Source organism: Hoylesella timonensis 4401737 = DSM 22865 = JCM 15640 (assembly GCF_000455445.1).
GTDB lineage: Bacteria > Bacteroidota > Bacteroidia > Bacteroidales > Bacteroidaceae > Prevotella > Prevotella timonensis.
The window spans coordinates 18792-43101 of the sequence record NZ_HG417098.1 but is presented as its reverse complement, the minus strand read 5'-3'; the positions used below and the strand labels follow the sequence as shown (position 1 = coordinate 43101).

General features: G+C 38.5%; 31 protein-coding genes and 1 pseudogene. 28 read left to right on the top strand and 4 right to left on the bottom strand.

All coding sequences use genetic code 11. The features are described 5' to 3' along the window. Position 1: 1 nt before the first annotated feature. Complete coding sequence (locus BN35_RS09335) at positions 2-3391, bottom strand: SusC/RagA family TonB-linked outer membrane protein (RefSeq protein ID WP_028901280.1); 3390 nt, start codon at positions 3389-3391, stop codon at positions 2-4. A gap of 36 nt (positions 3392-3427) precedes the next feature. Continuing rightward, positions 3428-5680 carry a TonB-dependent receptor family protein gene (locus tag BN35_RS09330; RefSeq protein ID WP_025072999.1) on the bottom strand — a complete coding sequence of 751 codons (2253 nt, stop codon included), beginning with the start codon at positions 5678-5680 and terminating at the stop codon, positions 3428-3430. Between the two features lie 388 nt (positions 5681-6068). Here BN35_RS09330 and BN35_RS09325 point away from each other — a divergent pair, with 388 nt between their 5' ends. From BN35_RS09325 to BN35_RS09250, 18 genes and pseudogenes are all read left to right on the top strand, one after another. Next, on the top strand, positions 6069-7304 hold the full coding sequence (locus tag BN35_RS09325; protein WP_044071467.1) for an IS4 family transposase: 1236 nt from the start codon (positions 6069-6071) through the stop codon (positions 7302-7304). 188 nt (positions 7305-7492) lie between these two features. After that, complete coding sequence (locus tag BN35_RS09320) at positions 7493-7675, top strand: hypothetical protein (protein ID WP_025073299.1); 183 nt, start codon at positions 7493-7495, stop codon at positions 7673-7675. Positions 7676-7698: 23 nt separating this feature from the next. Further along, on the top strand, positions 7699-8406 hold the full coding sequence (locus BN35_RS09315) for a PoNi-like cognate immunity protein (protein WP_028901404.1): 708 nt from the start codon (positions 7699-7701) through the stop codon (positions 8404-8406). Between the two features lie 25 nt (positions 8407-8431). Further along, positions 8432-9043 (top strand): GAD-like domain-containing protein, encoded by a 612-nt coding sequence (locus BN35_RS09310; RefSeq protein ID WP_028901405.1) that lies wholly within the window; start codon positions 8432-8434, stop codon positions 9041-9043. A gap of 25 nt (positions 9044-9068) precedes the next feature. Then, a complete protein-coding gene (locus BN35_RS09305) occupies positions 9069-10151 on the top strand; it encodes a DUF6531 domain-containing protein (protein ID WP_044071464.1) in 1083 nt (360 codons plus the stop codon). Beyond that, positions 10138-10482: pseudogene (locus BN35_RS14365) on the top strand (IS30 family transposase); the annotation flags it as partial. The gene BN35_RS09305 and the pseudogene BN35_RS14365, both read left to right, overlap by 14 nt. 36 nt (positions 10483-10518) lie before the next feature. Then, positions 10519-10788, top strand: coding sequence for a hypothetical protein (locus BN35_RS09295; protein ID WP_025073202.1), 270 nt, complete (start codon positions 10519-10521; stop codon positions 10786-10788). A gap of 6 nt (positions 10789-10794) precedes the next feature. Then, positions 10795-11028 carry a DNA/RNA non-specific endonuclease gene (locus tag BN35_RS14360; protein WP_081411487.1) on the top strand — a complete coding sequence of 78 codons (234 nt, stop codon included), beginning with the start codon at positions 10795-10797 and terminating at the stop codon, positions 11026-11028. Continuing rightward, the gene (locus tag BN35_RS09290; protein WP_025073203.1) at positions 11025-11468 is read left to right on the top strand and encodes a hypothetical protein; all 444 of its coding nucleotides are present in this window, start codon (positions 11025-11027) and stop codon (positions 11466-11468) included. The genes BN35_RS14360 and BN35_RS09290 overlap by 4 nt, the downstream gene beginning before the upstream one ends. Then, positions 11392-12066 (top strand): T6SS immunity protein Tdi1 domain-containing protein, encoded by a 675-nt coding sequence (locus BN35_RS09285; RefSeq protein WP_234396815.1) that lies wholly within the window; start codon positions 11392-11394, stop codon positions 12064-12066. The genes BN35_RS09290 and BN35_RS09285 overlap by 77 nt, the downstream gene beginning before the upstream one ends. Before the next feature lie 24 nt (positions 12067-12090). Next, a complete protein-coding gene (locus BN35_RS13640) occupies positions 12091-12396 on the top strand; it encodes a DUF6531 domain-containing protein (protein ID WP_145992954.1) in 306 nt (101 codons plus the stop codon). Between the two features lie 11 nt (positions 12397-12407). Continuing rightward, on the top strand, positions 12408-12692 hold the full coding sequence (locus BN35_RS12845; RefSeq protein ID WP_145992953.1) for a hypothetical protein: 285 nt from the start codon (positions 12408-12410) through the stop codon (positions 12690-12692). Between the two features lie 410 nt (positions 12693-13102). Further along, positions 13103-13810: a PoNi-like cognate immunity protein gene (locus BN35_RS09275; protein WP_081675930.1), complete on the top strand. Its 708-nt coding sequence runs from the start codon at positions 13103-13105 to the stop codon at positions 13808-13810. Between the two features lie 25 nt (positions 13811-13835). Further along, entirely contained in the window at positions 13836-14276 is a 441-nt protein-coding gene (locus tag BN35_RS09270) for an integrase core domain-containing protein (RefSeq protein ID WP_052328485.1), read from the top strand. Continuing rightward, positions 14276-14560: a hypothetical protein gene (locus BN35_RS13945; protein ID WP_199899103.1), complete on the top strand. Its 285-nt coding sequence runs from the start codon at positions 14276-14278 to the stop codon at positions 14558-14560. Before BN35_RS09270 ends, BN35_RS13945 begins: the two co-directional genes overlap by 1 nt. A gap of 155 nt (positions 14561-14715) precedes the next feature. Next, complete coding sequence (locus BN35_RS13940; RefSeq protein WP_025073115.1) at positions 14716-15180, top strand: hypothetical protein; 465 nt, start codon at positions 14716-14718, stop codon at positions 15178-15180. Positions 15181-15293: 113 nt separating this feature from the next. Further along, a complete protein-coding gene (locus BN35_RS14295; protein ID WP_025073114.1) occupies positions 15294-16178 on the top strand; it encodes an RHS repeat-associated core domain-containing protein in 885 nt (294 codons plus the stop codon). Positions 16179-16192: 14 nt separating this feature from the next. Then, on the top strand, positions 16193-16627 hold the full coding sequence (locus BN35_RS09250) for a hypothetical protein (RefSeq protein WP_004348768.1): 435 nt from the start codon (positions 16193-16195) through the stop codon (positions 16625-16627). Here BN35_RS09250 and BN35_RS09245 read toward each other — a convergent pair. After that, positions 16619-16882 (bottom strand): hypothetical protein, encoded by a 264-nt coding sequence (locus BN35_RS09245; RefSeq protein WP_025073113.1) that lies wholly within the window; start codon positions 16880-16882, stop codon positions 16619-16621. The two genes, BN35_RS09250 and BN35_RS09245, sit on opposite strands and share 9 nt — an antisense overlap. 691 nt (positions 16883-17573) lie before the next feature. Continuing rightward, on the bottom strand, positions 17574-18443 hold the full coding sequence (locus BN35_RS09240; RefSeq protein WP_025073112.1) for an IS982 family transposase: 870 nt from the start codon (positions 18441-18443) through the stop codon (positions 17574-17576). Between the two features lie 215 nt (positions 18444-18658). Here BN35_RS09240 and BN35_RS09235 point away from each other — a divergent pair, with 215 nt between their 5' ends. The 10 genes from BN35_RS09235 to BN35_RS09210 all read left to right on the top strand — a co-directional run bounded on the left by BN35_RS09235 (position 18659) and on the right by BN35_RS09210 (position 23808). Then, a complete protein-coding gene (locus tag BN35_RS09235; RefSeq protein ID WP_025073111.1) occupies positions 18659-18997 on the top strand; it encodes a hypothetical protein in 339 nt (112 codons plus the stop codon). Between the two features lie 12 nt (positions 18998-19009). Beyond that, complete coding sequence (locus BN35_RS09230) at positions 19010-19360, top strand: hypothetical protein (RefSeq protein WP_025073110.1); 351 nt, start codon at positions 19010-19012, stop codon at positions 19358-19360. Positions 19361-19610: 250 nt separating this feature from the next. Next, complete coding sequence (locus BN35_RS09225) at positions 19611-20525, top strand: polymorphic toxin type 15 domain-containing protein (protein WP_025073109.1); 915 nt, start codon at positions 19611-19613, stop codon at positions 20523-20525. Positions 20526-20615: 90 nt separating this feature from the next. Beyond that, positions 20616-20759 (top strand): hypothetical protein, encoded by a 144-nt coding sequence (locus BN35_RS13750; RefSeq protein ID WP_154653965.1) that lies wholly within the window; start codon positions 20616-20618, stop codon positions 20757-20759. A 13-nt stretch (positions 20760-20772) separates the two neighbouring features. After that, complete coding sequence (locus BN35_RS09220; protein WP_025073108.1) at positions 20773-21126, top strand: hypothetical protein; 354 nt, start codon at positions 20773-20775, stop codon at positions 21124-21126. A 70-nt stretch (positions 21127-21196) separates the two neighbouring features. Beyond that, positions 21197-21460 (top strand): RHS repeat-associated core domain-containing protein, encoded by a 264-nt coding sequence (locus tag BN35_RS13210; protein WP_081411485.1) that lies wholly within the window; start codon positions 21197-21199, stop codon positions 21458-21460. Positions 21461-21463: 3 nt separating this feature from the next. Then, entirely contained in the window at positions 21464-21604 is a 141-nt protein-coding gene (locus BN35_RS13745; RefSeq protein ID WP_154653966.1) for a hypothetical protein, read from the top strand. Between the two features lie 212 nt (positions 21605-21816). Further along, positions 21817-22197 carry a hypothetical protein gene (locus tag BN35_RS09215; protein ID WP_025073107.1) on the top strand — a complete coding sequence of 127 codons (381 nt, stop codon included), beginning with the start codon at positions 21817-21819 and terminating at the stop codon, positions 22195-22197. 438 nt (positions 22198-22635) lie between these two features. Then, positions 22636-22992: a hypothetical protein gene (locus tag BN35_RS13635; protein ID WP_025073106.1), complete on the top strand. Its 357-nt coding sequence runs from the start codon at positions 22636-22638 to the stop codon at positions 22990-22992. Between the two features lie 18 nt (positions 22993-23010). Next, entirely contained in the window at positions 23011-23808 is a 798-nt protein-coding gene (locus BN35_RS09210) for an androgen-induced gene 1 family protein (RefSeq protein ID WP_145992952.1), read from the top strand. Positions 23809-24310: the final 502 nt, after the last annotated feature.

Below are 24310 nucleotides of genomic sequence, written 5' to 3'. Positions count from 1 at the left end.
ATTAAAAGCCCACATTTAAAGTAAAAGTATATTGTCGAGGCGTAGGCAGTGAAACGCCTCCAGTTTGATAATATTCAGGATCTTGTCCATGTAGTTTGGAATCGGCATAAATCAACAGTGGATTTGTAACATTTAAGCGAACACTTCCACTTTTTAGGCCTACTGCTTTCATCCAACTTGGTTTTAAATAATAGGATAGAGCAATATTTTTTAGTCTGACAAAGCTTCCGTCGGCCACACGCAATTGCGAGTAGTTGTAGGTGTTGTATGCTTTTTCTATATTTTCCATTCCTATCACGTCTATTATCTCCTTCGAAGGCAGTGTGGGTACGTCAGTATGATATTCATCGCCGGGATTAAGCCAACGATTGAGATAATTTTTGGAGAATACATTCAAATCGGCAAACTGGGTGTCAAATGTTGGATTTAGCCTAATCTTGTTGCCTGCCTGCATGGTTATGAAGCAAGAAAATTCCCAGTTGCGCCATTTCACGGTATTTGCCAGTCCGCCCATTATATTAGGCTCAATAGGACCGTGATACAATAAATAAGTTTTAGTGTATTGTGTATCGTTGAAGTCAGCTCCCACGATATCTTTCAACTCGTTTTGTGGTAATGGATATCGTCCAAAATTAAAGTTTGGTAGCCCATTTTTGTCCAATCGTTGGAAATTAAACGAGAACAGCGAGCCTTTAGGATAACCAACAACGTTGCCACGACCTCTACCTGCCACCATGTCAAATGCGTTTGGTGAATTGAGCATGCGGGTTATTTGTTGATGAACGGCACTGAATGTAAGATCTGTTGTCCATTTCCATGCATTGGTATTCACGTTGATGGTATGCAATCCGAATTCAATACCACGAGCAACCATGTCGCCAAAGTTGGCGTATTTATAATATTGTCCGCCAACTCCAGATGTGCGCACCAAGTCTATCAAATCGAATGTGTTGCGCTGGTATACATCTACTGTGGCCGAAATGCGATTTTTTAGAAACGCCACCTCTGCACCAACATTCAGCTCGTACATTTTTTCCCAGGTAAGATCTCTGTTTTCCAACGAAAGCAAATTTAATTTGTTTTCTCTGTCATTTAGATTTAACCTATGGACTATACCACCTCTGTAGATAGCCGATGCATTAGCTGCCGTTTCGTTCATTTTGGCTGTTAATCCATAACTTATACGAAATGCCAATTTTGAAATGACATCATTACCTTGCATAAAATTCTCCTTATCCACGTTCCATTTGGCTCCAACATTCCATGTTGACAACCATAAAGCAGTAGATCCCTTTCCTGCGGCGTTAGAGCCTTCAATATTCACCACTGTATTAAAAATGTACTTGCCCTGATAGCCATAGGTGGCATTGCCTGAGAACGTTATGCCTCTTTCATTTCTATTACGCAATGCAAAGTAAGGGGTGTTTTCTTGAAACATTTTCTCAAAAATACCAGGTGCGCTTTGCACCTCATTACCGCGTTGATAACTAATACCATATCCCTGAAAAGAATTTGTAGTTTGCTGCAGAGTCCTTATTTCACCAAAAGCAAATCCTTTCAGGTCATGTGCTCCTATTTGCTTGTCGTAATCAACAGCTATGCGTGCCAGCATACTTTGCATGTTGGCATTGTTTAGGAAAAGTACGCCACCTTGTTGTATGCCAGGTTTAGGCAGGAGTTCTGGATGATAGATGTCTTTTACAAGGTATATATTTTGTTTTGCTACCCATGGTGTTTCACAAGCACGGTAAGCTCCTATCATGTTGGAATTTTCACCTATTTCATGTCGTCTGCTTGTATGTGCTCTTCTGTATGAAAACATTGCTTTAAGGTTAAGAGCATCAGTAAACTTATAGGTCGCTTCGGTTTGCAACTTAAAGTCGACCACCTGTATTTTTAATTGATTGTTATCATACTCGTTCAATATGTTAAAAGGAGCCCAGTTGTTACGATAATATTCGCGTTGCCCATGCTCATCATAGGGGCGAAGCGTTCGGCTTGTTCCTAAAGCGTATGCAAACGGGTTGATGTCAAAATCACGTTCAAATGCTCCCGATATGGTGTTCTTTTTCTGTGGCAAGGTGCCTGGCGCATTTTGCATGCGCATATTGGCCTGTAACGATAATTTGGCAGTAAGGCGGTTGGTGATGTAAAATGTGTTCTTAATGCTGGTTGTCAGTCGTTGCACCTGATCGGCAATAGTCCAACCAGCATCGTGATAATAGCCTATTGAGGCATAAGATGCTACATTCTTCCCACCTGCTGACAAACTTACTGTATGGTTTGTCATCAGGTTGTTTGCAAACAAAAGCCTAAACCAATCCGTATTGGCATATTCTCTTTGTCGTAAGAAGTTTTGTCGGGCTTCATAAGTATTTGGCAACATCCAGTTGTGTGATATGTCATCATAAGTGGTGAGCTGTTTGTACATTTGATGATAAACCCCGCCTCTACGTCCATATAACGATGTAGCTGGATCAAAATATCCTTTTTCTTGCATTTCCTGATACAGAGCCATCGTCTCTTGAGAGTTCAGCAAGTCGAAGTGACTGTAATCTGGACGTGGGCGCCATGTGTTTTCTGTTGTATAATTAATATGCAATGGGGTTTCCCTTTTACCACTTTTTGTCGTAATGACAATAACGCCATTGGCAGCTCGTGCGCCGTATACTGATGTGGCTGAGGCATCTTTTAGTACTTGAATGTCTTGTATGTCAGCAGGATTAAGCCCAGCTACTGCTGAACTAATGAGCGTAACGGCATCACCAGACGCCAAGGCTTCAGGAGAAACATGTACCATGTCCTCGTAAACAGCACCATCGATTACCCACAATGGCTGAACATTTCCCATGATGGAAGCACCCCCACGAATATTGATGCGTGGTGCAGCGCCAAATGTTCCGGATATGTTTTGAATCGACAATCCAGGCACGCGACCCTCCAACATGCGCGAGACATCGCCAATACCCTCGAGTTTGATGTCGGTCATCTTCACTGCTGTGGCAGCACCCGTGTAAACACGGTTTCTAATGTTTTGGTATCCTGTTACGACAACTTCATCAATCATGCTGCTATTACTCTGCAACACTATTTTTAAATATGTTGCCTTAATACTTCCCCTATAGTTATGCATGCCTATAAACGAGACAGTAATGGTTTGCCCCTCGGTGCCCTCTATCTTAAAATTCCCATCTATGTCCGTAACCGTCTTTTGCTTGTTTTCTACAATACCAACAACTGCCCCTACAATGGGTTCGCCTTCTGTATCTGTAACAGAGCCTGTTACCCACCCATTTTCTTGTGCCATGAGCCTTGGTAAAGTGTATAGCATGATCAATAGGCATAGTATTCTTTTGATAGCTATGGATTGTATATATACAGATTTTCTCATTTTCATATTATATATTATTAGCGATATGCCATTTTATCAAAGTTTCCACTGTATCCCTCCATAAATGCCAAAAGGTAAGCCTGCTCTGACACCAGATGGGTGCCGTGAAACCATATACACTTTGTTGGTAAGGTTAACAATATTCATAGTAAGGTCTACATTTTTAATTACATGTACCTTGGTGGTAACATCTATAATAAAGTTAGCTGGAATTTTTTCGCGTTGAGCTATCTTGCCTTGTCCCGGAACCGTACGCATGTCGCCATTGTATCGCATGTTTAAGTTTATGTCAGCCCATTTGCTTTCCACACCTATCTGACTGTTAAGTGCATGGCGAAAGATATAAGGGATTTCATCGCCATATAAAACATGTCCCCATGATGCGCTTGTAAATGAGTTTTTCATCTTTGTATCTGTAAAGGTATAAGATAGCTGCATGGGAAGTTGGATTTTCCAATGGGTAGGTAATGGCTGGCATTGTAAAAGCAGTTCTACACCTCGTACCAATGCCCGTCCTACATTAAACTGGTCTAAGGTGCCTAATCCGCCTTGTGCGGCAAGGTCGCTGCCCAACATGTTTGAATAGTTGTTGTTGAAACCTATCAGCTCTCCTTTGAACCATTGATTAGCATAGCGCAAACCAGCCTCTATATTGATACTGCTCTCGGCTTTTTGTCCAAGGGAGGCACTGGGCGGTGCAAAACCTTTATGTATTCCTGAGAATAATGACAACTGGGGCATTAACTTAAAGTTGATCCCTATTCCTGGCATCATTGCTCTTGCGCTATTTGGCACTTCTATACGCACCATACCCGTACGTCGCCAATCAGCTTTAGTATAATCGCGATTTAATAGCTTTACATCTTCATAACGCACTCCTGCGGTAAAGGTAAACATTCCTTTTGCCCATTTTGCCAAAGTATAAGCCGATAAGGCATGCGCTGTAGTAATGCGGTTGGCCTGACTGCCTGGGAGTCCTCTTAAGAAAAGCTCCATGCGACCATTATTCATAGAGTATCCATCGTCTTGCTGGTAGCGATCCTCGCTGTCGGCATGGTAACGCATGCCAGCCTCTGCAGTGAAGTATCCACCGTATAGCATTGTTTTATATTCCCCTTTTATCTGAATACCACGCGAATGGTACTTACGGTGGTTAGCACGCAGCATTAGTGCCTCTCCTATATAGTTTACCTTACCTGAAACAATATCGAAGTACGATTGGTTGGTAATAGGGTCGGCAAGTACATCGCCTATCGAACGGCGTTCAGCCTTGGTGTAGCCTGTACGCACCTCGTTAAGCTTGTACCAGTTTCTGAAAAAATAATTGTAATAGGCTTGCGTGGTTATATCCCATGAGCGAACACCTTTCATGATGTATGTGGCAGAAAACTGGGAGTGGCGTGTCACCAAATTATCTTTTTGCGCTCCTGCATATCTAAAATATGGTTTAACGGCAAAGTCCTGATCGGTAAGCCCAAGATATGTTTCGTCGGAAGTTTCGTTAGCAAATCCATACTTTAGTTCTAATCTGTGATTTATGTCATCTTCTTTGTTTGTGCGTACCATCCACTTAGCTATTACGTCATTGCGCTTAAATCCTGTACGCTCGTCGGGGTCATCATGTCTGAAACCGCGAGCCTGATAGCGCAAATATTCTATGAGAAAGCCTGTATGCTTAAAGCTTTTACCTATAGCCGTTTGTAGTTTTAGACTACCAAAACTACCTGCCGACATGCTACACTTTATTAATCGGTCCTGTGGAATGGGGGTTGATACCAAGTTGATGGCACCTCCTGTTGTAAATGGCCCATATTGTATCTGACTGCTACCTTTTAAAACCTCTATGGCATACATACGTGCCGCATTAGGAAAGTAATAGGCTGCAGGGGCTGCGTATGGTGCAGGAGCAGCCAATATGCCATCTTCCATTAGCGTGATCCGTTCACTACGCTCAGCTTGTGTTCCGCGTAAACTGATATTGGGGCGCAATCCAAAACCATCTTCTTCATAAATATTTACGCCAGGTACACTCTTCAGCATACGATTTATATCGGTATAATCAAATTTGCCCAATTCTTTGGGTGAAAGGTAATAAGCCGAACCAGTACGGTTACGTGCTTCAAACTGACTGCCTAACATCTGGTTGGCTCTTACTACTACTTCGTTGATCTGATGTAAAGAGTCGGTCATGGCATTAGACGTTTTAGGTGTGCCTTCGTCTTTTTGGGCATACCCAATCCATGGAGTCAGTGTGACAAGCAGAGACAGCATTTTTATTTTAACATACATGTGGGGATAAATCTAAACTTTTATTATACTAATTTTCCTCTTCAAATACCTGTATATAAATGATATGTGAGATTTATTTCTTATATTGGGTATTTTCGGATGCAAAATTACAATGTTCAAAAACATCACGCAATACCTATTATTGGGTATTTTTTGTATATAAAGTTGCTGTCATCCTCTCTTAGGAAGATCTTGGACTTCAGATCGTATTCTTGCACATGGTTTTAGAGGTTCCAATAATATTCTTATCACATCTAACTTATTCGTTTTCCTTGATATTATTGCTGTCCGGTAAAACTTTATTAAACAAAATAATTTAGGGCTGACACTTCTCACGAGGTATCAGCCCTTTTGGTTATCTTTGTTTTTACTAAAATAAAACATAACCATGAGCAAAGATAGTCATTTTACCGGACAGCCGGTCTATAGTCAAGTATTAAAGTTACTAGACAAGGAGAAAATTCTTCAAATAAGCCACGAAACGAAAGGAAACGAGGCTTATGTGAAGCGTTTTGACGGTTACCAACATCTTGTCGTAATGTTGTTCGGCATCCTCAAACACTTTGATTCTCTGCGCGAACTTGAGATAGGCATGAAGGCTGAGGCTCACAAGCTCAGACACCTCGGAATGAGCTATTTGGTTCGTCGCAGCACGCTTGCTGAGGCCAATATACGCCGCCCTCAGGAGTTCTTTGCAAGTGTTTATGCGTATCTTTTGGAGAAGTATGCCAAATTTTTAGCGGACAGCCGCCCTTCCAAGTGCTATAAGGGGCAGACACACGAGCCTAAAGACTGGGAGAAGTTGCTTTACATGATGGATTCTACCACTATAACGCTCTTTGACAACATACTCAAAGGTGTCGGGCGGCATCCAAAATCAGGCAAGAAGAAAGGCGGTATGAAAGTGCATACGGTAATGAAGTATCATGTCGGCGTGCCAATGGTGGTGCAACTCACTTCAGCTGCAAAACACGACCATTACCTGCTCAAAGAGGTGCATCTGCCCAAAGACTCCACTTTAGCAATGGACCGTGGTTATGTCGATGTCGCGCAATTCCAACGTCTTACAGAAGAGGGCGTTTGCTACGTGATCAAAATGAAGAAAAAACTTAAGTATGAGGTACTTAAATCCGTTACGTATGTCAATGCAGAGGGCCTCGTAACGCATATTGATCAGAAAGTGCTTTTTACAAGAGGAGAACTCACCCACGAGGCACGAAGGGTGGAAATATTTTACGAGACAAAGAGACCTGTTGTACTATTGACCAACAACTTTGACTTTACTGTTGAGGACATTGCTGAAATCTACCGCCTAAGATGGGCTATCGAGTCGTTGTACAAACAGCTTAAACAGAACTTCCCGCTTCATTTCTTCTATGGGGACAGCGTCAACGCCATACAAATACAGACATGGGTTGTTCTGATAGCCAATCTGCTGATAACGGTTCTGTCGAGAAGCATCAAGAGGCATTGTGCATTTTCGCAAGTTGTTACCATGGTACGGCTTATGCTTATGTACTACGTCGATTTTATCGCATTTATGGAAAATCCCGAAAAAACTTGGAATGATTTCCTTGCAAAGGAGATGCAAAAAGCGCCGCCAGAACCAAGTCTTTTCGATTAAGAGGGGCTTACTTTTGAAAAAATAAACCCCGAAGTCCAATTTTACTGGGCTTCGGGGAGGACATTTATGCTCTTTTGAGTTTTACCGGACAGCAATAATACGAAAATACAACACCACCTCCCTCTTATGTTATTGATGAAGCCAAATATGGAACATCTCAACTTGGTAGCACTAAAAGTGGCAAACAAATGTCTGATAGTTGGGTAAATGACACACTTGAAAGTCAGGTCGGAGAAGATAAGGCTAGAGAGATTCAAAAAGCAATGTCTAAGGGTAATGTAGATAAAGTTATTAGTAGAATAGATGAAAAAGGAAACGTTATTACAAACAAATTAAATTCGGCAGGAGAAATTATTAGTTCTTGGCCATAATAAAAATCAAATAAGAAAACAGTATGAAATTGCGTGATAATTTAAATACCGAAATTCGGTATAAGGAATTGATACAAAAAAAGACCTCTTTCGTAGAAGAGGATCTCCATGAGTATCAGTGTACTGGAACAACATGGGATTCTAAACAAGAACTCTCTCATTTTGATATTATTTTAAGAAATGCATATCAAATACTAATTTCCAAATATTCAGTAGGTTATCCTGTATTGGAACTAATTCCGGACTACCTTCAAGGAGTACAATTCTTGAAGAAAGGATGGAATACTGATGCTGGTTATGTAACAATGTTATGGTATCTATCTATAGGAGTTATGCTTGAATGCCATAAAGAATTACAACAACTATCAATACTCCTAAAAGAACATTCGGTTAAAGACAAACTTTTTAGCTTCTTAGTTAACAATACACAGGATTACGCATCAGAAAAACTTCTTTGGACTACTCCCTATGCAGGACTCATCGAAGTGATAGAGCTTGCGAAAACTAATAAGGAAAAGGCTGTAGAACGGCTCCAAAAATACCTTAAAAAGGAATGGTATAAGGGGCATTCTGATAGTGGCTGGTATAATGATCATAAAAGCAAATGGGGTGTTCATTTTGGCTATTGGAGTTTTGAAAGTGGTGCTTTGGTGAAAATACTAGGCTTAGACGATTCCTCCTTACAAGGGTTGCCTTATTATCCTTATGATATGGTACATTGTATGGAGTAAGTTTATTTCTGTAATATCATAATATATGGCACGATTAACATTTGAAGAAAGGAACCAAAATAACTATGTTAAATATAGTGATGTTTCTATCGAAACCATCAATAAATATAAAGGAAAACTTCCAGATGAGTTGTTGAACATTTGGAATATTATGGGGTATGGCATTTATGAGAATGGCTTTATACAATTAGTAAACCCAGACGATTATGATTTTGTTTTTAAGTATATCGACAAACTATTAGAGCCTTCTATAGTATTTGCAATTACAGCAATGGGTGATTTATTAATTTGGGAAGGAAATAAAAACTGGACGATTGCACCTAACGAAGGAAACAGAGTTAAACAAATCGATGTAAGAAAATGCAAGAGCCGTGTAATTGGAGAGATAGATTTTGTTTTCGACATACTACTTGGAGATGATTATGGTATATATGGAAAAAACTTTTTCGACTCCAAACCCTATTTAGATATTAAAGACAAATTACCAACGTTAGAATATGGTCAGTGCTACGGTTATGTTCCAGCATTGGCCTTAGGAGGGAAAGTTTCTAATAAGAACTTACAAGTTGTAGATGCCAAGACCTATATCGACATTATCGGACAGGCTGTAGGGAAAATCATAGATTTAGAAGAATAAGATAATTTTGTTCTAAAGAACTGTTATGCTCCACTTCACACGTAGTCTAAAAAAAGAGTTATCTTTTTATGGTTTTGAGCCGGTAAATCTTATTACAGGCTCAGTACTGTATGAAGGAATGGACTTTTCCTTTCCGGGGGCTTTGCCTTTGGAGTGGAAACGTGTGTACCATTCCGACAGCAATTTTAAGGGAGCTTTTGGTATTGGTGTCCATAGTCTTGCAGATATGAGACTCTTCCTATATCCAATAGCACAATGTATTGGGTCGCTACTTGCGGATGGAAGAATATGTGGTTTTGACTATGTAGAAGAAGGTGAAGTTGATTTCTGTCGGGTCAACAGATTAGAACTTCGTAAACATCCAAATGGATATGAGGTATATGATTTAGAGAAGAGATTGTTCTATAATTTTGAGTATTTCAATCGTTTCGCCAACTCCTATCTGTTGACTTCTGTTACCGACTTGGATGGCAGGAGCATCCGCCTTTCCTATGAGAATGGCGTGCTTGCGACACTCACCGATGCCTGCGGTCGCCGGGTCACAGTCCGACATACGGATGCGGGATTCATTGAGAGCCTCCACCTGAGGATGCCGGACGGAAGTTCCGAGCAGCTTGTTCGCTATTCCTATGACGGACAGGGCAACATGGTAGGCATTACCGATGCTTTGGGGCAGACGACGGGAATCCGCTACGAGGATCACCGTATGGTAGCGAAGACCGACCGTAACGGGTACACGTTCTGTTGGGAATACGATAAAGAGGGACGCTGCGTCCATACACGCGGAGCCGACGGTGACCAAGAAGGTTGGATCTCCTATTTCCCAGAGCAAGGCTACAACACCGTCCGTGACGCCTGTGGTGCGGAGAGTACATACCGCTACGATGCCAATCAGCTTGTCCGCTCCGTCACCGATGCCCTTGGCAACACGACCCGCTATGACTATACCGAGGAGATGGAGCCCTACCGGGAAATAGACCCCGAGGGGCGCATTACAGGCTGGCACTATGACGGACGCGGCAACCAGACAGGCACGACCTATCCCGATGGCGCACTGTCCATGCGTGTGTTTGATGAGCAGGACCTCATGATTCTCCATTACCACTGATAATGGGACTGAGTTCACACACTTCAAGTCTATAGAGCGGGTGCTCAAGATTCCTGTATTCTTTGCTAAACCTTATTGCTCTGCTGACAAACCGCACATTGAAAATATCAATGGTTTGATTCGACAATACATCCCAAAAGAAAAATCATTTGACGAAATCTCTGACGATGAAATCAGACAAATTCAGAATCAACTAAACAACAGACCTCGTAAAAAACTAGGCTATAAAACTCCCTATGAAGTTTTTTTTCCTACATTTGTAGCTGTGTTGCACTTGACACTGGAATGTGCGCAAATGGGATACAAGTTGATATTCAATCTCTGTATATAAAATAATTACAACAATAATGTTGATTAGCTAAGTAAAATGAAAATAATAGAAGAAAATAAAAATAAAAGTGCTATAACTACTAAATATGTAGTAAACAACAACTCTATTATTGTATCCGTTTTCTACGATGAAGATGGTGATTGGCAATTTTTGGGTGAAGAAGAGGTTAGTGAAGAAGATGCAATAGTTGTTTCTATTCAGGAAATGATAGACATTGACAAATCATTAGTAAATTTACCAGACTTAAAAGAAGGCGAATCGGCATATCGTAAAAATAAGGAATCAATATGGCTAATAAGAAGATAAGACGCCATCAGGCGCATAGAAAAGGACAACTTAGTATCACGAGCAAAGAAAGTTAACTTAAGTGAATTTAAAAAGATAGAAAATAAATGGGCAGAAGCATTAAAGCCACCACCAAAAAAAGTGACCGTTGATATTAAAATCAACTATGATGGTGCTTTAACAAGACCCTATAGTTCCAATGTTAATTATACTATTGATGGAGAACCTTTTTCTCAAATAATAAAACAAGAACAATTATGAATGATAATTTTGATAATGACTTTCAAAGCCTCTTGACTGAAATGGTGGAGCTGGCGTTCGAGTATGTAGATGATAATGTAGATGAGGTTGATACCGTTTATACTATCGGATTAATTGAAAAAGGGTATTTTTTCAAGACATTTTATAAGATAAATGGGAAATTAGCAAAGTCACACAAAGTGAACGATATATCTAAAAAGCAATACGATGTTTCTAGTACGAGGGCGTTTAATTTATTAAACCTTGGAAACGATATTTTAATGAAGATCGAAAATCTGTTTATTGATTACAACAGAGAAATTCCAACAATACTTAAATTAGTATACTTTCCCAAAACAGGTAAATTTGAAAGTTATTTTGGCTATGAAACAAACTTTTCAAATTCTACAACAAAAACAGCTCAAGATGTTTATGAGGAATGGTATAGAGAACTTTATTGAAAGAAACAACGGTACTTATAATAAGTATAAGAATATTTCGGAGAATACGATCTCAAAATATATAAGCCTTTTTAAGGGTAGATTTCCAGAAGAACTTATATGGATTTGGAGAAATATGGGGGCTGGAGTATTCGAAGATGGGTATTTGCAAATTGTAGATCCTGAAGAATATGATTTTGCATTTGATTATATTGATAAACTATTGGAACCATGTATTATTTGGGGAATTACAGCATTAGGTGATTTGCTATTGTGGGAGGGTAATGATAATTGGACTATCGCTCCTGATGAAGGAAACCGTGCAGCCTTCCTCAATATTAGAAACTTTCAAAAAAGTATGCTAGGTCATAAAGTCAATGTGTTTTTAAACATTTTAATAAATGACAAAGATGATTTAATAGATACATACAAAGCTAAACCCTACTTAGATGTTAAAGGAAAGTTACCTGCTTTACAATACGGACAATGCTATGGTTATGTACCGGCATTAGCTTTAGGAGGAAAAGCATCCAATAAAAACCTGCAAGTAGTAGATGCAAAATCTTATATTGACATTATTGGACAGGCTGTAGGAAAAATCATAGATTTAGAAGGGTAATGTAATTTTATTCAAAGAACTGCCATGTTTCATTTTACCCAAAGTCTAAAGAAAGAGTTATCTTTTTACGGTTTTGAGCCTGTAAATCTTGTTACAGGTTCAGTGCTGTATGAAGGAATAGACTTTTTCTTTCCGGGGGCTTTGCCTTTGGAATGGAAACGTGTGTACCATTCCGACAGCAACTTTAAGGGGGCTTTGGGTATTGGTGTCCATAGTCTTGCAGATATGAGACTCTTCCTATATCCAATAGCACAATGTATTGGGTTGCTACTTGCGGATGGAAGAGTATGTGGAGACAGCTCCAACCTGCGAATCTCTTCTTGCAAATAAAAACAAACAAAATGGAGTATTACAATATAGATATAGATTATACACCTAGCATTACGGGAAAAAGGGATGGGGATGTGGCTGTGGCGAAAAAGAAGGAATCGTTCTCTAGCAAAGAACAGGAAAAAGAGTTCAATGATTTTTTCATAAACAACTACAAGAATAAAAGCAGAGTTATGATCACTGATTTTCAATTGTTTAATACAAAAAATAGATTCATGATTACCTACTTCCCTAGAACGAAATCTATTAAACAATTAGATTTTATGGCTTTTGGTCCATACGAACATGGGGTGTAGTTTTTAATAAGTCATAGAGTCTATGAGATAATTGCAAAATATAGATTGCCAATACACAATAAGATCGCAGCAAAAATTGACACTTTCAGTCAAAACTATTATCTAGTGGGGTTCCCCATGTTACCTGTAAGCGTATATGATTTTAATAAAAGCACCTTTTTCGACTGCAAGAATGGACTTCAAGTCAAATTTAAAGACACCGAGGATTACGAAGCAGCCGATTATGACAGGATTACCGCGAAGCCCCAAAGGCTATTCCTTAAAGACAAACTCGAATATGATATCATTAAAACCACAAAAGGCATATTCTAATAGTAAGTAGAGTAGATGCTCATGGGAAAGTAGTAACAAATAAAGTTAATTCGGCTGCAAATATTATTAGTTTATGGCCTTAAATACTATAATATATTATGATGTTAAGAGATAATTTTAATTCATTAGAGAACTATCAAAGTAATATTGACTTTGATCAAAATTGCATAAGTCGTGACTTAAAAGAATATGAAGTCAATATTACTTCTTGGGATGATGAACGAGTTTATGCTCAGATGAATGAATTAGTAAGAAAAAACTATCAAGTTTTCATTTCTAAATATTCAGCAGGTTATCCTGTATTGGAACTAATTCCGGACTACCTTCAAGGAGTACAATTTATGAAGAAAGGATGGAATGCTGATGCTGGTTATGTAACAATGTTATGGTATCTATCTATAGGAGTTATGCTTGAATGCCACAAAGAATTACAACAACTTTCAATACTCTTAAGAGAACTTTCGGTTAAGGATAAACTTTTTAGTTTCTTAGTTAACAATACACAGGATTACGCATCAGAAAAACTTCTTTGGACTACTCCCTATGCAGGACTCATCGAAGTGATAGAGTTTGCGAAAACTAATAAGGAAAAGGCTGTAGAACGGCTCCAGAAATACCTTAAAAAGGAATGGTATAAGGGGCATTCTGATAGTGGCTGGTATAATGATCATAAAAGCAAATGGGGTGTTCATTTTGGCTATTGGAGTTTTGAAAGTGGTGCTTTGGTGAAAATACTAGGCTTAGACGATTCCTCCTTACAAGGGTTGCCTTATTATCCTTATGATATGGTACATTGTATGGAGTAAGTTTATTTCTGTAATATCATAATATATGCCACATTTTACCCAAAGTCTAAAGAAAGAGTTATCTTTTTACGGTTTTGAGCCTGTAAATCTTGTTACAGGTTCAGTGCTGTATGAAGGAATAGACTTTTTCTTTCCGGGCATGCTCTCCAAAAAGGACGCTTCCGATCTCATTCACCACTCCGACAGAGGCACCCAACATACCAGTCGGCAGTACACTAACATGCTCAATAAAAGAGGAATACAAATCAGCATGACAGAGTCAGGAGCCCCCAAAGAGAACTCCCAGTCAGAGCGGATCAACAGTACCATTAAGAACGAATTCTTAAAGGGCAAAGTGTTCCGTAGCATTGATGAGGCAAATCGCGCAATCAGCAAAGCTATAGAGACTTATAACACCATTCGCTCTCATATGAGCATCGACTATATGACCCCACAAGAAACTAGGATTAGATTACAATGCAAGTAATGAAAGATAAAATAAATAGGGCGATAAAACATTACAATTATGGTGAAGATACTTCATCGTATGATGATCGCTTTATGCAGAGATACAATCATTTTACAGATAAAGACACTCTTAAAAATTGGAGTCATACAATCTATGGTGTGTTATCTGGTCTTCCTAACAGTACTCATATTAAAGCAAAAAAACTGTTGTTCCAAGGAAGTGATGAATGTTGGGAATATTTTGAAAGAACAGCCGTATTTTGGACTTACGGACATCTTAACGATAAATGGATTGATCATTAAAAGGTGCGTATGAGTACGCTCTGTACGTAGAACGAACAGATTTAATAAGAAATCTTTTTGAAAAGTCTTTATCATATTTATTAGATGAGGGCAATCTTTCTAATAAAGATTTTATCAATCAAAAAGTTTATCCCAGCACCTTATTACTTCATTTTTTGCTTGAGAAATGGACAGGAAATAGTCAAGTTAAAGACTTGGTTTTAAAGTATGGTGACGGTTATGGTATTTATCAACCCCTTATTGACAATTGGAATGATTTCTCGAATATAAAGTCCGATTATTGGGATGAACTTTGTATGTACCATCTTGACGGCATAGGATTGCAACGTGGTGAAAAATGGGAAAATGAAGAATTTTTAAGCAGTGGTTTAATTCCTATGGAACTAATAAATTTGATTAAGGTCCGAAAAAAGATAGGAATGGATATTCCCATTATAAACAATGCTTTATTCGACAGCAATATGGCTAAAACTCCCATAATACCGACTGGCTATAATGAACATTATGACATGAAGTTTACCCTTGTTGATTTGACTGTCAAAACAAAAAGAAAATATACTTTGCAGGAAGTAGAAGAATATATGAATTTAAAATTTCCAAATGTAAAAATTATGCAGTAATATTTAGAACCTATTTCTTCAAGACAGAGATTACGATTATAATTATTGGGTAATCAATAGGGGGTTACAACTATTAGGGATAAAGGACGCTCTTCTATGCTTGTGACGGAAACGTGCTGCTGCATGAGTGGGACTATGACAGGCGGGAAAAACCGAGGACACAGCTGGATGAATTGGGGCGTATCCGTTATGACAGACAGGAACCGTACACCAATCTCATTACATGGGTGTATGACGGTGGTAGTTACACCCCGGTGGCAAAGCTCACCGAGGATGATAGTTATACCATCGTGCAAGACTACTTGGGTACGCCTATACAGGCTCTTGACAGCAAGGGTGAGGTGGTTTGGGACTGTATCCTCGACATCTATGGGGATGTACTGGAACTCAGAGGAAAACGAGACTTCATACCTTTCCGTTTCCAAGGACAGTATGAGGATGGTGAGACGGGGCTGTATTATAATAGGTACAGATATTACGACCCAAGTACAGGCAATTACATAAGCCAAGACCCGATTTCTATTGCAGGCGGACTAAATGTATATGCTTATGTTCACGATTCTAACAGCTGGATAGATCCATTGGGGTTAAGAGGTTTCTTTACGCCTTCTATTTTTAATGCTCCATCAGGAAATACTCATACAGTTTATCAGCAAAAAATAGATTGGGATTTACCTTCTACAGGAAAAGGAGGAATAACAGAGACGAATTTAGATAGAGCTTTAAGAGGTGATGCTCCATTTGTTGTTAAGAATGGCAAATATAGTCAGATAAACCTACATCACTCAAAACAAAACGCAAAAGGTTCATTATTTGAGTTATCCTATGCAACACATCAAAAATATTATGGTAGTAATGCTTTACATCCATATTTGCCTAATGCTCATCCTGATAATCCTGTAAATAGAGATTTGTTTAAAATAAATAGAGAAGCCTATTGGAAACAGAGAGCAGAACTAGAAATAAATGCACGAAAAAAGAAAGGAATTTGCAAATAATAAAATTGATATTTATGTTGTCAGAAAAAGTTAAAAATTATTTGATAGAAACAGGATTGTACGACGAAACTGAAGATACAAATTATCAAAAAGTAATGTTAGATTTAGGAATTAAATTGGATACGACCTTCGCCCAATTTAATCTTTATACAAATGCTGTAACATTTAAAGGTCGTAGTTATGAACTATATAATGTCTGTTGGTTTAAAATATATTCCGATGATTTGGATTATGGTATAGAATCAGCCCATAAAGTTCTAAAATTACCCGACGAATATATCCCATTAGATAGTTTTGAGGGAGAAGGAGGTTTTTTCTATAATCGAAAGACAGGGGAAGTTTTAGAACTTGAACTTGGACAAAAGTTAATTGATTTTCAGAATGGGCAACTACGACCTCAATGGAAAGATTTTAATTCTTTCTTGGAGTGGTTTTTTGAATTAGAATAAACTTAAACCTGCCTTGATTGTGGAGGGTTGTTTCTGCTTTCTTTCTCCGCCTTTGGCGGAACATTGGCGGAGTGGTTTTTGTGGCTTTGCCACAGAAAAAATGACTTTTTCGGCAAGAAAGTTTCTCTTTTCGGGAGTTTTTTTTGCCTGTTTTTGTCCGTTTTTTGCCCTCTTTTTGGTTCGGATATAGTTGAATATTCTTAAATCTTCGTGTTTTTGAAGAAAATTATCCCCAATCCGCTTTTTTGCCGTCAATCCCTTTATTTATCGGGGTTTCCTCCCTGTTTCCCTCGCCCCTTTCCCAAAGGCTTTTGAGCGGGGGGAGAGGTGTTTTTTTTGAGTGTTTTTTTAGGGTTGGTTCTTTGGTTGTTTTGGGGGTGGTTTTGAGGTTGTTTTTATGCGGTTCTCGGCTCGGTTTCGGGCTGCAATGGTTTGGGGTGTTGCAGATTGGTTTTAGTGTTTCGATTGGCTGTTTTTGAGGGCTTGGTTTTGCTTGGGTTCGGATTTGTTATTCTTTCTTTATTATTTGATTTACTGTATTTTATATTTTGTTTATGTCTGCCTTCGGCAGATATTTTTTGCCCCCCCCTTCTTTGCCCGCTCTGCGGGCTGTTTTATTGTTTTTTAGCGGGTTGTGGGTTTGCCGTGCGTCGTTTCGTGTGCTTGACTGTCAGTGTTTTATCGGTTGTCGGGTCGGTCGGGGGCTTCGGGTTTTAGGTCGGTTGGTTGGATTTTTTGTCGATTATTCTTTGATTTATAGCATTTTATATTTTTTGTATATTCTCGGTTCTTTGGGCTTTTGATTGGGTTCTGTGTTAGTGTGCGGTTTAGGTGTGATTTTCGGCGATATATGCGTTGTTTTTCTCTTTTTCTTTTTTCCGCCAAAGGCGTGATTATAGTAAATCAAAAGAAGAAGCATGTGCTATTTAACGTGAGTTCGACGAATTTAGAACAGAGCAAGCTGTGTGTCAATAGTCCTTTGTACATTGATACACGGCTTTTTTGGGAACAGGCAATAGGCTGCAATAGCGCCTAATAAATTGACGATAAAATTGTCAAAGCATCTATGCCTGGAGTGCTCCACCTGTGCAATATTCTTAAGCTCATCACTCACAGTTTCTATAATGGCTCTTTTTCTGAGTAAGAGTCTGTCAGAAACGCTCATCAAAGCTCCTTTCATGTTGCTTTTCAGCTTGGTAATAAGTTGTATTCCATCCACAAACAGCCTTTTGAAGAGATTCTTGCCGATGTACCCCTTGTCGCCGACCAGCTTGCCATATATGAAATCTACAAACGCTTTGTATTCCAATGGCTTACGATCATCAACATCTCCCGGTGTTATCATAAAATTGAGAAGTTCTCCTTTCTCATTGCAAATCAAATGTAATTTGAAACCGAAGAACCAACCCATGGAGCATTTTCCTCTTTGGGCTATACCTTTGAAAACCTTATGAATATGTATTCTTTGGTTCTTGCAGACACGCAGTGGTGTGCTGTCAACAAAACTTATGCCCGTGCATTTTCCTAACAAGACTTTCTTGATAAACAAAGCGAGTGGAATGACAATCTCCCTTTGCAATTCTACTATACGGTTGTATGAGACAACTTTAGGAAACAAATTACGCAGATGTTTACATACTTTTTCAAGATAGAAATGTTTAAAGCAGCGATAACCAGAGTCGTGAAAAAGAATCATTATTAGCATGACTTCTGCCTTTGACATCGTGGAATCTCGATGATACTTTCTTTTTCCAGTAGGCTTTAGCGTATATTTTGCCACCATTGCATCAAAAAACTTGCAGAAATCATCTGCCATTCAAAATATTTCAGTAACTTTGTCCTCGGTGATCATAGCGATTTTTGTTTGTAATTGTTTGTAAATCAACACCTTAAAGTTACAACAAATTTCGCTAATCACCAAATTTATAGACACTTATAATTCGTCGAACTCACGTTAATATACAGATTGATTCATTTGGATTAGACGCCATTCCTAATAAAGTTGCAGGCAATGCTCGCGAAGCTATTGCATTGGAACACTTAAAGAAACAACATCCGAATGCAACCATACTGAGAGAAAGGTATATCCGTGATGCCTCTGGTAAAAGTGTCAGAGATGCTTTTGAGTCAAGACGACGATTAGATTTTGTTGTAATTGAAGACGGCAAGGTAAAAGGTGTTTATGAAGTAACAAGTCCGACAGCAGATAAAACAGCACAACTTGAAAAGGAAATGAATATTAGGAGAAAAGCAAAAGGAGGAGCACATGTTAAAGCACCAGAAAGAAAAGGAGCGTTGTATGATATATCTGATATTGAAACCCAAAGGTTAGATGTTGATTTAGACACTAAAACAACAATGTGTCATTAAAAATATATAATTATGTGTAAAAACGAAATAATATCAAAAGTTGCTTGGTTTACTCAATCTAAATTAGCTCCACAACCCATAACGCAGGAGTATAAGGAAAGGCAATATCGTTTTTTTGAGAATATTGTTAATTTCCTGCAAGATAATGGATTCACCACAAGAGAAATATTAAAAAAGGGAGAAAAGGCAAATGACGATTCTCAGATTACGGTTGGAGATTTAACAGAAGAAGGGTTTCAATTCTATGCTTACGGAATTAGAAAATGGCGTGAAAAATACGACCGAGCCAAAGACAAGGACAAAGCGATAACCGATTTTGCTTTTATTGAAAAGAAATTACTGGAATTTCGAGAAAAACAATAGTAGCAGCAACACCCCACCTCAATCGAGGCTTTTTCTGCTTTCTTTTCTTCTGTCTTTAGCGAAACGTTGGCGGGTATTTTGTAACTTTTGCCGAAAAATTCATGTATGATATTCCAGATCTTAGAATAGTATCACAAATCTCTCGTATGGTTACTCTCTATGGAGATCATTGGGAAGAGACTCCCCAAGAAACCATTCGCAGGTTGGAGCAGTCTCCACATACTTGTCAGTAGTCTAGTATAATAATTATATGTTACCCGTCAGTACTCATTTGACCCCTGTTGTAGGTTTAGATTTGCATCTTGCGACCTCCGGTAATCCTTTCCATCCCTATGTAGGTATGGTCATAGACCCGTTTGACTATATTCCTTTCCTCGGCAGCAACGTAAACATCAATGGTCTCAAGCGCGGTGTGTCTGACACGAGCGGTGTACTCATTACTTTCCAGCACATTCCCTTGGTTGGCGCCTTCATCATGATGCCCATCATCGGGCACGAGAGCATGAACTTCTTCTCCTCCCAGACGGTTTTTGCAGAGGGGACGCGTTTAAGTCCCAAGGGATACATGGTAATGACCTGCAACGACGTGGGTATTCCTTTTTCGGGAGCATTGAGCAAGGTAGGCAAGAAAAAGTTCAAGTTCACTCCAACCCTCTTCGCCCCGACATCCTTCTCCATTCCCATTCCGACAGGTGCGCCTGTCATGGTGGGCGGTCCCTATGCCCCCGACTGGGGCGGTATGCTGACGGGACTTCTGTCAAGCATCGGTTTCAGCACGCTGCTCAGTTTTGCCCCTGCCATATTGAAGGCAATGAAGAAAGTGGGGAAAAAAGGAGGAAATTTATCCAAGGCTTATGCTAATAAAGCTCGAAAGTTAATGAGTGGAGTTATGGGTAATACACCTTTGCCAAGTAAGAAAATATCTCCTTCGAAACCAAAAGGAAAGCCTATTAAGCCAAATCCCCCATTCAAGGAGAATCCTAAACATGCCGTAGCTTCTCCAGGAGAATTTAATCGGCAGTTGAAAGACCAGCAAGATGCGATCAATAGAATGAGAACAAAAGATTGGTTGGAAAATAGGGAAAACTTTAAGAATAGAGATAAGTCCGAGTATAATAAAAGAGCAAAGCAAGCAAGAGATGAATACGTAACTATTCAGCAATAACCATACGCCACCTGCCATCCTATCATTGTAGGATGGGAGGTGGCGTATGACCTATGACTATTGCTGAATAGTTACGATAAAAGAACACAAATGTTAAAAGAAACTGATATTAGAAGTAATGGCGGAACTCATGTTAAAGCACCGGGAAGAAAAGGAGTGTTGTATGACATATCTGATATTGAAACCCAAAGATTAGATGTTGATTTAGAAACGAAAAAAGTCAAATGTCACTAAAATAAAAAAACAGATGGATAAAAATAGAATAATAGAAAAATTAAGTTGGATAACTCAATCTAAATTAGCTCCACAGCCCATAACGCAGGAGTATAAAGAGAGGCAATATCGTTTTTTTGAGAACTATGTTCATTTCTTACAAGATAATGGGTTTACTACAAGAGAAATATTAAAAAAAGGAGAAAAGGCAAATGACGATTCTCAGATTACGGTTGGAGATTTAACAGAAGAAGGGTTTCAATTCTATGCTTACGGAATTAGAAAATGGCATGAAAAATACGACCGAGCCAAAGATAAGGACAAAGCAATAAACGATTTTGCTTTTATAGAAAAGAAATTAAAAGAGTTCAAAGAAAAACAACAGTAGTAGCAACACCTCACCTCAATCGAGATTTTTTCTGCTTTCTGTTCTCCGCTTTTAGCGGTATGGAGATGTACTGGAACTCAGAGGTGAGAGAAACTTCATACCTTTCAGATTCCAAGGACAGTATGAGGATGGTGAGAAGGGGCTGTACTACAACAGGTACAGATACTACTCGCCCGAGATGGGTACCTATATTTCTCAAGACCCAATAAGATTGGCGGGGGCTAATCCTACGCTATACGAATATGTTTTCGACCCCAATACAGAAATTGACCCATTTGGATTGGATTGTGGTAAAGCAACTTCAAAAGCTCGTAAATATGAACAACAAATCTAAGATATGTATAGCGGAAAATTACCTCAATCACAAAGGGAATATAGAGCGATGATTGGAGGAAAACAAGTTAATGGAATAGCTGATCACGTTGTAGATATAAACGGTGAGAATGTAGCAATAGAAGCCAAATATGTAAAAGACTGATCTAAATCAACACGAAACCCCAATAATAAAATAGGAAATAAACCGTTCGCTATTGCAGAACAACAAAAAATGCTTTCACAAGCTCAAAAATACTCGAATGCTTTTGACGAGGTTATTTATCATACAAATAGCCAAGATTTGGCAACACATTACACAAAAATCTTCCAAGATGTAGGATTAAGCAATGTAAAGATTAATATAACACCATAATAATGAGTACAATTAATAGACATATTCCAGGAACAATAAAAGTAGAGGGAAGAGAACACCTATATATTTCTGATGACGGAGAGGATTTTTTCACAAAAAGTAGCCGAACTGTTAAGAAGCAATCATTATTTGATAAAGTAACTTCTTTGTTTGAAATAGCTCAAAGTGGAGGAGTAATATCGGAAAATTGCAAACTAAGGCTACCGACCAATGAATTATTTCACGGATTATCTTATAAAGGAGATATTGAGGGGTGGCGGAAACAAATAGAACAAGGGGCAGAGCAGTTAGGTTTATTGACAGGTAAAATCTCTGAAAATAAAATAGAACTTTCGGACGGTAGAATATATGCTCTATCAGATTGTAAGATTGAGTTTTACTAATAACCCTCCCCAATCGAGGCGAGTTGTTTCTGCTTTCTTTTCTCCGCCTTTGGCGGAACATCGGCGGGTGGTTTTGTGGCTTTGCTACAGAAAAATGACTTTTTTTTCGGCAAAGAAGTTTCGGCGTATAGGTCAAATTGCAGGCTGATTATCAACATTTTTGCAGTGAAACAACAAAAAAACCAGATTTTCCTTGGTGTTCATAATAAAAATGATTATATTTACCAACACCCTAATGGCTTGAATAATCGAATATAAAGATAATATTAAATCATACAAATTATGGGACTATATCAATACGGTGTAGGTGGCAATGAAGTAAAAGTAGATGCCAATGAGTCAATTGCTGAGATTCCTTCGAATTGCACAGTCCTCTCAAGCAACATTGCTAGAGTTGAATTCTATGTTTAGAGATGATACGGAAATTATTTTAGATAAATGAAATATTACAATATTTTAACGGCTTTGCTTTTTGTTTTTTTCAGCTGCAAGAATACTGGTCAATTTCAAAAACATGTTATTAAACCTAACACATATAGTGTTAAAGAAATTGATTCTTTGTATGGAGCCCCTAAGGATATTGCCTCATATTTAATAACGGAACAGCATGATGAGTTTAGGACTGCTGTCCTAAACTGTTTTACAAAATCACAACGACTCAGTCGCAGCATAAAAGTAATGGAGTACACTTGGCAAACCCATTCAGATAGTTTACTCACTGTTTGGTATCTTCCTTCTATGGATTCGCTTCAAGTATTATGTCATTTAGAATACTCTATTTATAGCCTTGATTAAAATCAACTCTTTATTATATTGAAATTTATGCCAATCCATCAACAAGATAGTCTAACCCAGCATGAACTAGGGCAAAAAATGCTTGCTGGACAGTTTATAAAGAGTCATGTTACATTTGAAAATCATAAAACTGCAGAAATTGAAGTTGAATCATTAGGAAATAAAGTCATTAAAACCTCGACCTTACCTCCTTTTGGGTTAATATCATTCTCAGACTCCATGCCTCTGTGGGGTTCTGCTCCTCAAAATATTGACAGCACCAGAATTCCAACATATACATGGCATGGACAAATATGCAACGCACTAACTGCTGCTGGCACTTCTTTAGGGTTTACTGAACTCTCTAATACAAGAACGACTGTGCGTTTTAACTCTAAAGGACATTTCTCTCCTAAAGTGTACCCATCTGGATGGGGAGGAGGAAGTAGAGCCAGGATAAAAACGTATAAGATAACTCATATTGCAAAAAATGTCGGGAGGAAAGTCTTTATTATAGGAGTTGTAACTGATGCTGCAGGAGTAGTTACAGGTCAGATTTCTGCACTTAAAGGAATTACAAATATAGGATTTTCTGCATTAGCTACATTTGGTGGTCCTATCGGATTAACCATAGGTCTAGTTTATTGGGGGCTCGATTTATTAGGAGCATTTTACTCCCCAACGCTTGCCCCCAATATACGAAAAGATCCATATATTCAACCTGTAGATAATCTAAGAGTTGTCCTACCTATTCATCCTTTTCCACCAACAATTATCAAAAGACGTTTTAGCCCCAGACAAACTTTCATTGGTCCTGCATCAAAATCAAGGAGATAAGATTATGCTATTAAAAGAGATTGCATATTGGACATATTATTTTTTATCAAAAAATAAGAGCTACGGAAAATCTGCAGATACTCGTATAGACTCAGCCTTAATTGTTTCTGTCTTATTATTTGTAAATATACTTACTATAGTTTATATCGCAGAACAGCATATAGGATTAAATATATTACAACATCTACCCATAAAAAGCAGAAATGATTTACTTTCATGGGTATGGTCTGTCATAATAATCATGCCAATAGTAACATACATGTATAGATGCTATTTCAGGAAGTCAAGAATATCCCATCTTGTTGATGAATATCAGGAGAAAAGTCCTAAGCGTCTATTTTGGGGAAAAGTCTTTTTTGTTTTTTATTGTAGTTCAACATGGATAATATTTTTCTATACTGTAATATAATCTTCCTCAAATCCGCAACTAAGCCCTTGAACGTCCTTATTGCGTTTACACGTCCTCTCATTACTGAATTTGCAGATAATTTGAACTTGAAGC

Excerpts from the sequence above, each read along its gene's own strand:
- BN35_RS12845 (WP_145992953.1), top strand. The coding sequence starts at position 12,408 with ATGGAGTATTACAATATAGATATAGATTATACACCTAGCATTACGGGA.
- BN35_RS09325 (WP_044071467.1), top strand. The coding sequence starts at position 6,069 with ATGAGCAAAGATAGTCATTTTACCGGACAGCCGGTCTATAGTCAAGTA.
- BN35_RS13635 (WP_025073106.1), top strand. The coding sequence starts at position 22,636 with ATGAAATATTACAATATTTTAACGGCTTTGCTTTTTGTTTTTTTCAGC.
- BN35_RS09240 (WP_025073112.1), bottom strand. The coding sequence starts at position 18,443 with ATGGCAGATGATTTCTGCAAGTTTTTTGATGCAATGGTGGCAAAATAT.
- BN35_RS09220 (WP_025073108.1), top strand. The coding sequence starts at position 20,773 with ATGGATAAAAATAGAATAATAGAAAAATTAAGTTGGATAACTCAATCT.
- BN35_RS09335 (WP_028901280.1), bottom strand. The coding sequence starts at position 3,391 with ATGAGAAAATCTGTATATATACAATCCATAGCTATCAAAAGAATACTA.
- BN35_RS09295 (WP_025073202.1), top strand. The coding sequence starts at position 10,519 with ATGAAAATAATAGAAGAAAATAAAAATAAAAGTGCTATAACTACTAAA.
- BN35_RS09320 (WP_025073299.1), top strand. The coding sequence starts at position 7,493 with ATGTCTGATAGTTGGGTAAATGACACACTTGAAAGTCAGGTCGGAGAA.
- BN35_RS09275 (WP_081675930.1), top strand. The coding sequence starts at position 13,103 with ATGATGTTAAGAGATAATTTTAATTCATTAGAGAACTATCAAAGTAAT.
- BN35_RS09305 (WP_044071464.1), top strand. The coding sequence starts at position 9,069 with ATGCTCCACTTCACACGTAGTCTAAAAAAAGAGTTATCTTTTTATGGT.
- BN35_RS13945 (WP_199899103.1), top strand. The coding sequence starts at position 14,276 with ATGAAAGATAAAATAAATAGGGCGATAAAACATTACAATTATGGTGAA.
- BN35_RS13745 (WP_154653966.1), top strand. The coding sequence starts at position 21,464 with ATGTATAGCGGAAAATTACCTCAATCACAAAGGGAATATAGAGCGATG.
- BN35_RS09230 (WP_025073110.1), top strand. The coding sequence starts at position 19,010 with ATGTGTAAAAACGAAATAATATCAAAAGTTGCTTGGTTTACTCAATCT.
- BN35_RS09315 (WP_028901404.1), top strand. The coding sequence starts at position 7,699 with ATGAAATTGCGTGATAATTTAAATACCGAAATTCGGTATAAGGAATTG.
- BN35_RS09250 (WP_004348768.1), top strand. The coding sequence starts at position 16,193 with ATGTTGTCAGAAAAAGTTAAAAATTATTTGATAGAAACAGGATTGTAC.
- BN35_RS09285 (WP_234396815.1), top strand. The coding sequence starts at position 11,392 with ATGAAACAAACTTTTCAAATTCTACAACAAAAACAGCTCAAGATGTTT.
- BN35_RS09330 (WP_025072999.1), bottom strand. The coding sequence starts at position 5,680 with ATGTATGTTAAAATAAAAATGCTGTCTCTGCTTGTCACACTGACTCCA.
- BN35_RS09310 (WP_028901405.1), top strand. The coding sequence starts at position 8,432 with ATGGCACGATTAACATTTGAAGAAAGGAACCAAAATAACTATGTTAAA.
- BN35_RS13750 (WP_154653965.1), top strand. The coding sequence starts at position 20,616 with ATGTTAAAAGAAACTGATATTAGAAGTAATGGCGGAACTCATGTTAAA.
- BN35_RS09290 (WP_025073203.1), top strand. The coding sequence starts at position 11,025 with ATGAATGATAATTTTGATAATGACTTTCAAAGCCTCTTGACTGAAATG.
- BN35_RS09225 (WP_025073109.1), top strand. The coding sequence starts at position 19,611 with ATGTTACCCGTCAGTACTCATTTGACCCCTGTTGTAGGTTTAGATTTG.
- BN35_RS13640 (WP_145992954.1), top strand. The coding sequence starts at position 12,091 with ATGTTTCATTTTACCCAAAGTCTAAAGAAAGAGTTATCTTTTTACGGT.
- BN35_RS09215 (WP_025073107.1), top strand. The coding sequence starts at position 21,817 with ATGAGTACAATTAATAGACATATTCCAGGAACAATAAAAGTAGAGGGA.
- BN35_RS09270 (WP_052328485.1), top strand. The coding sequence starts at position 13,836 with ATGCCACATTTTACCCAAAGTCTAAAGAAAGAGTTATCTTTTTACGGT.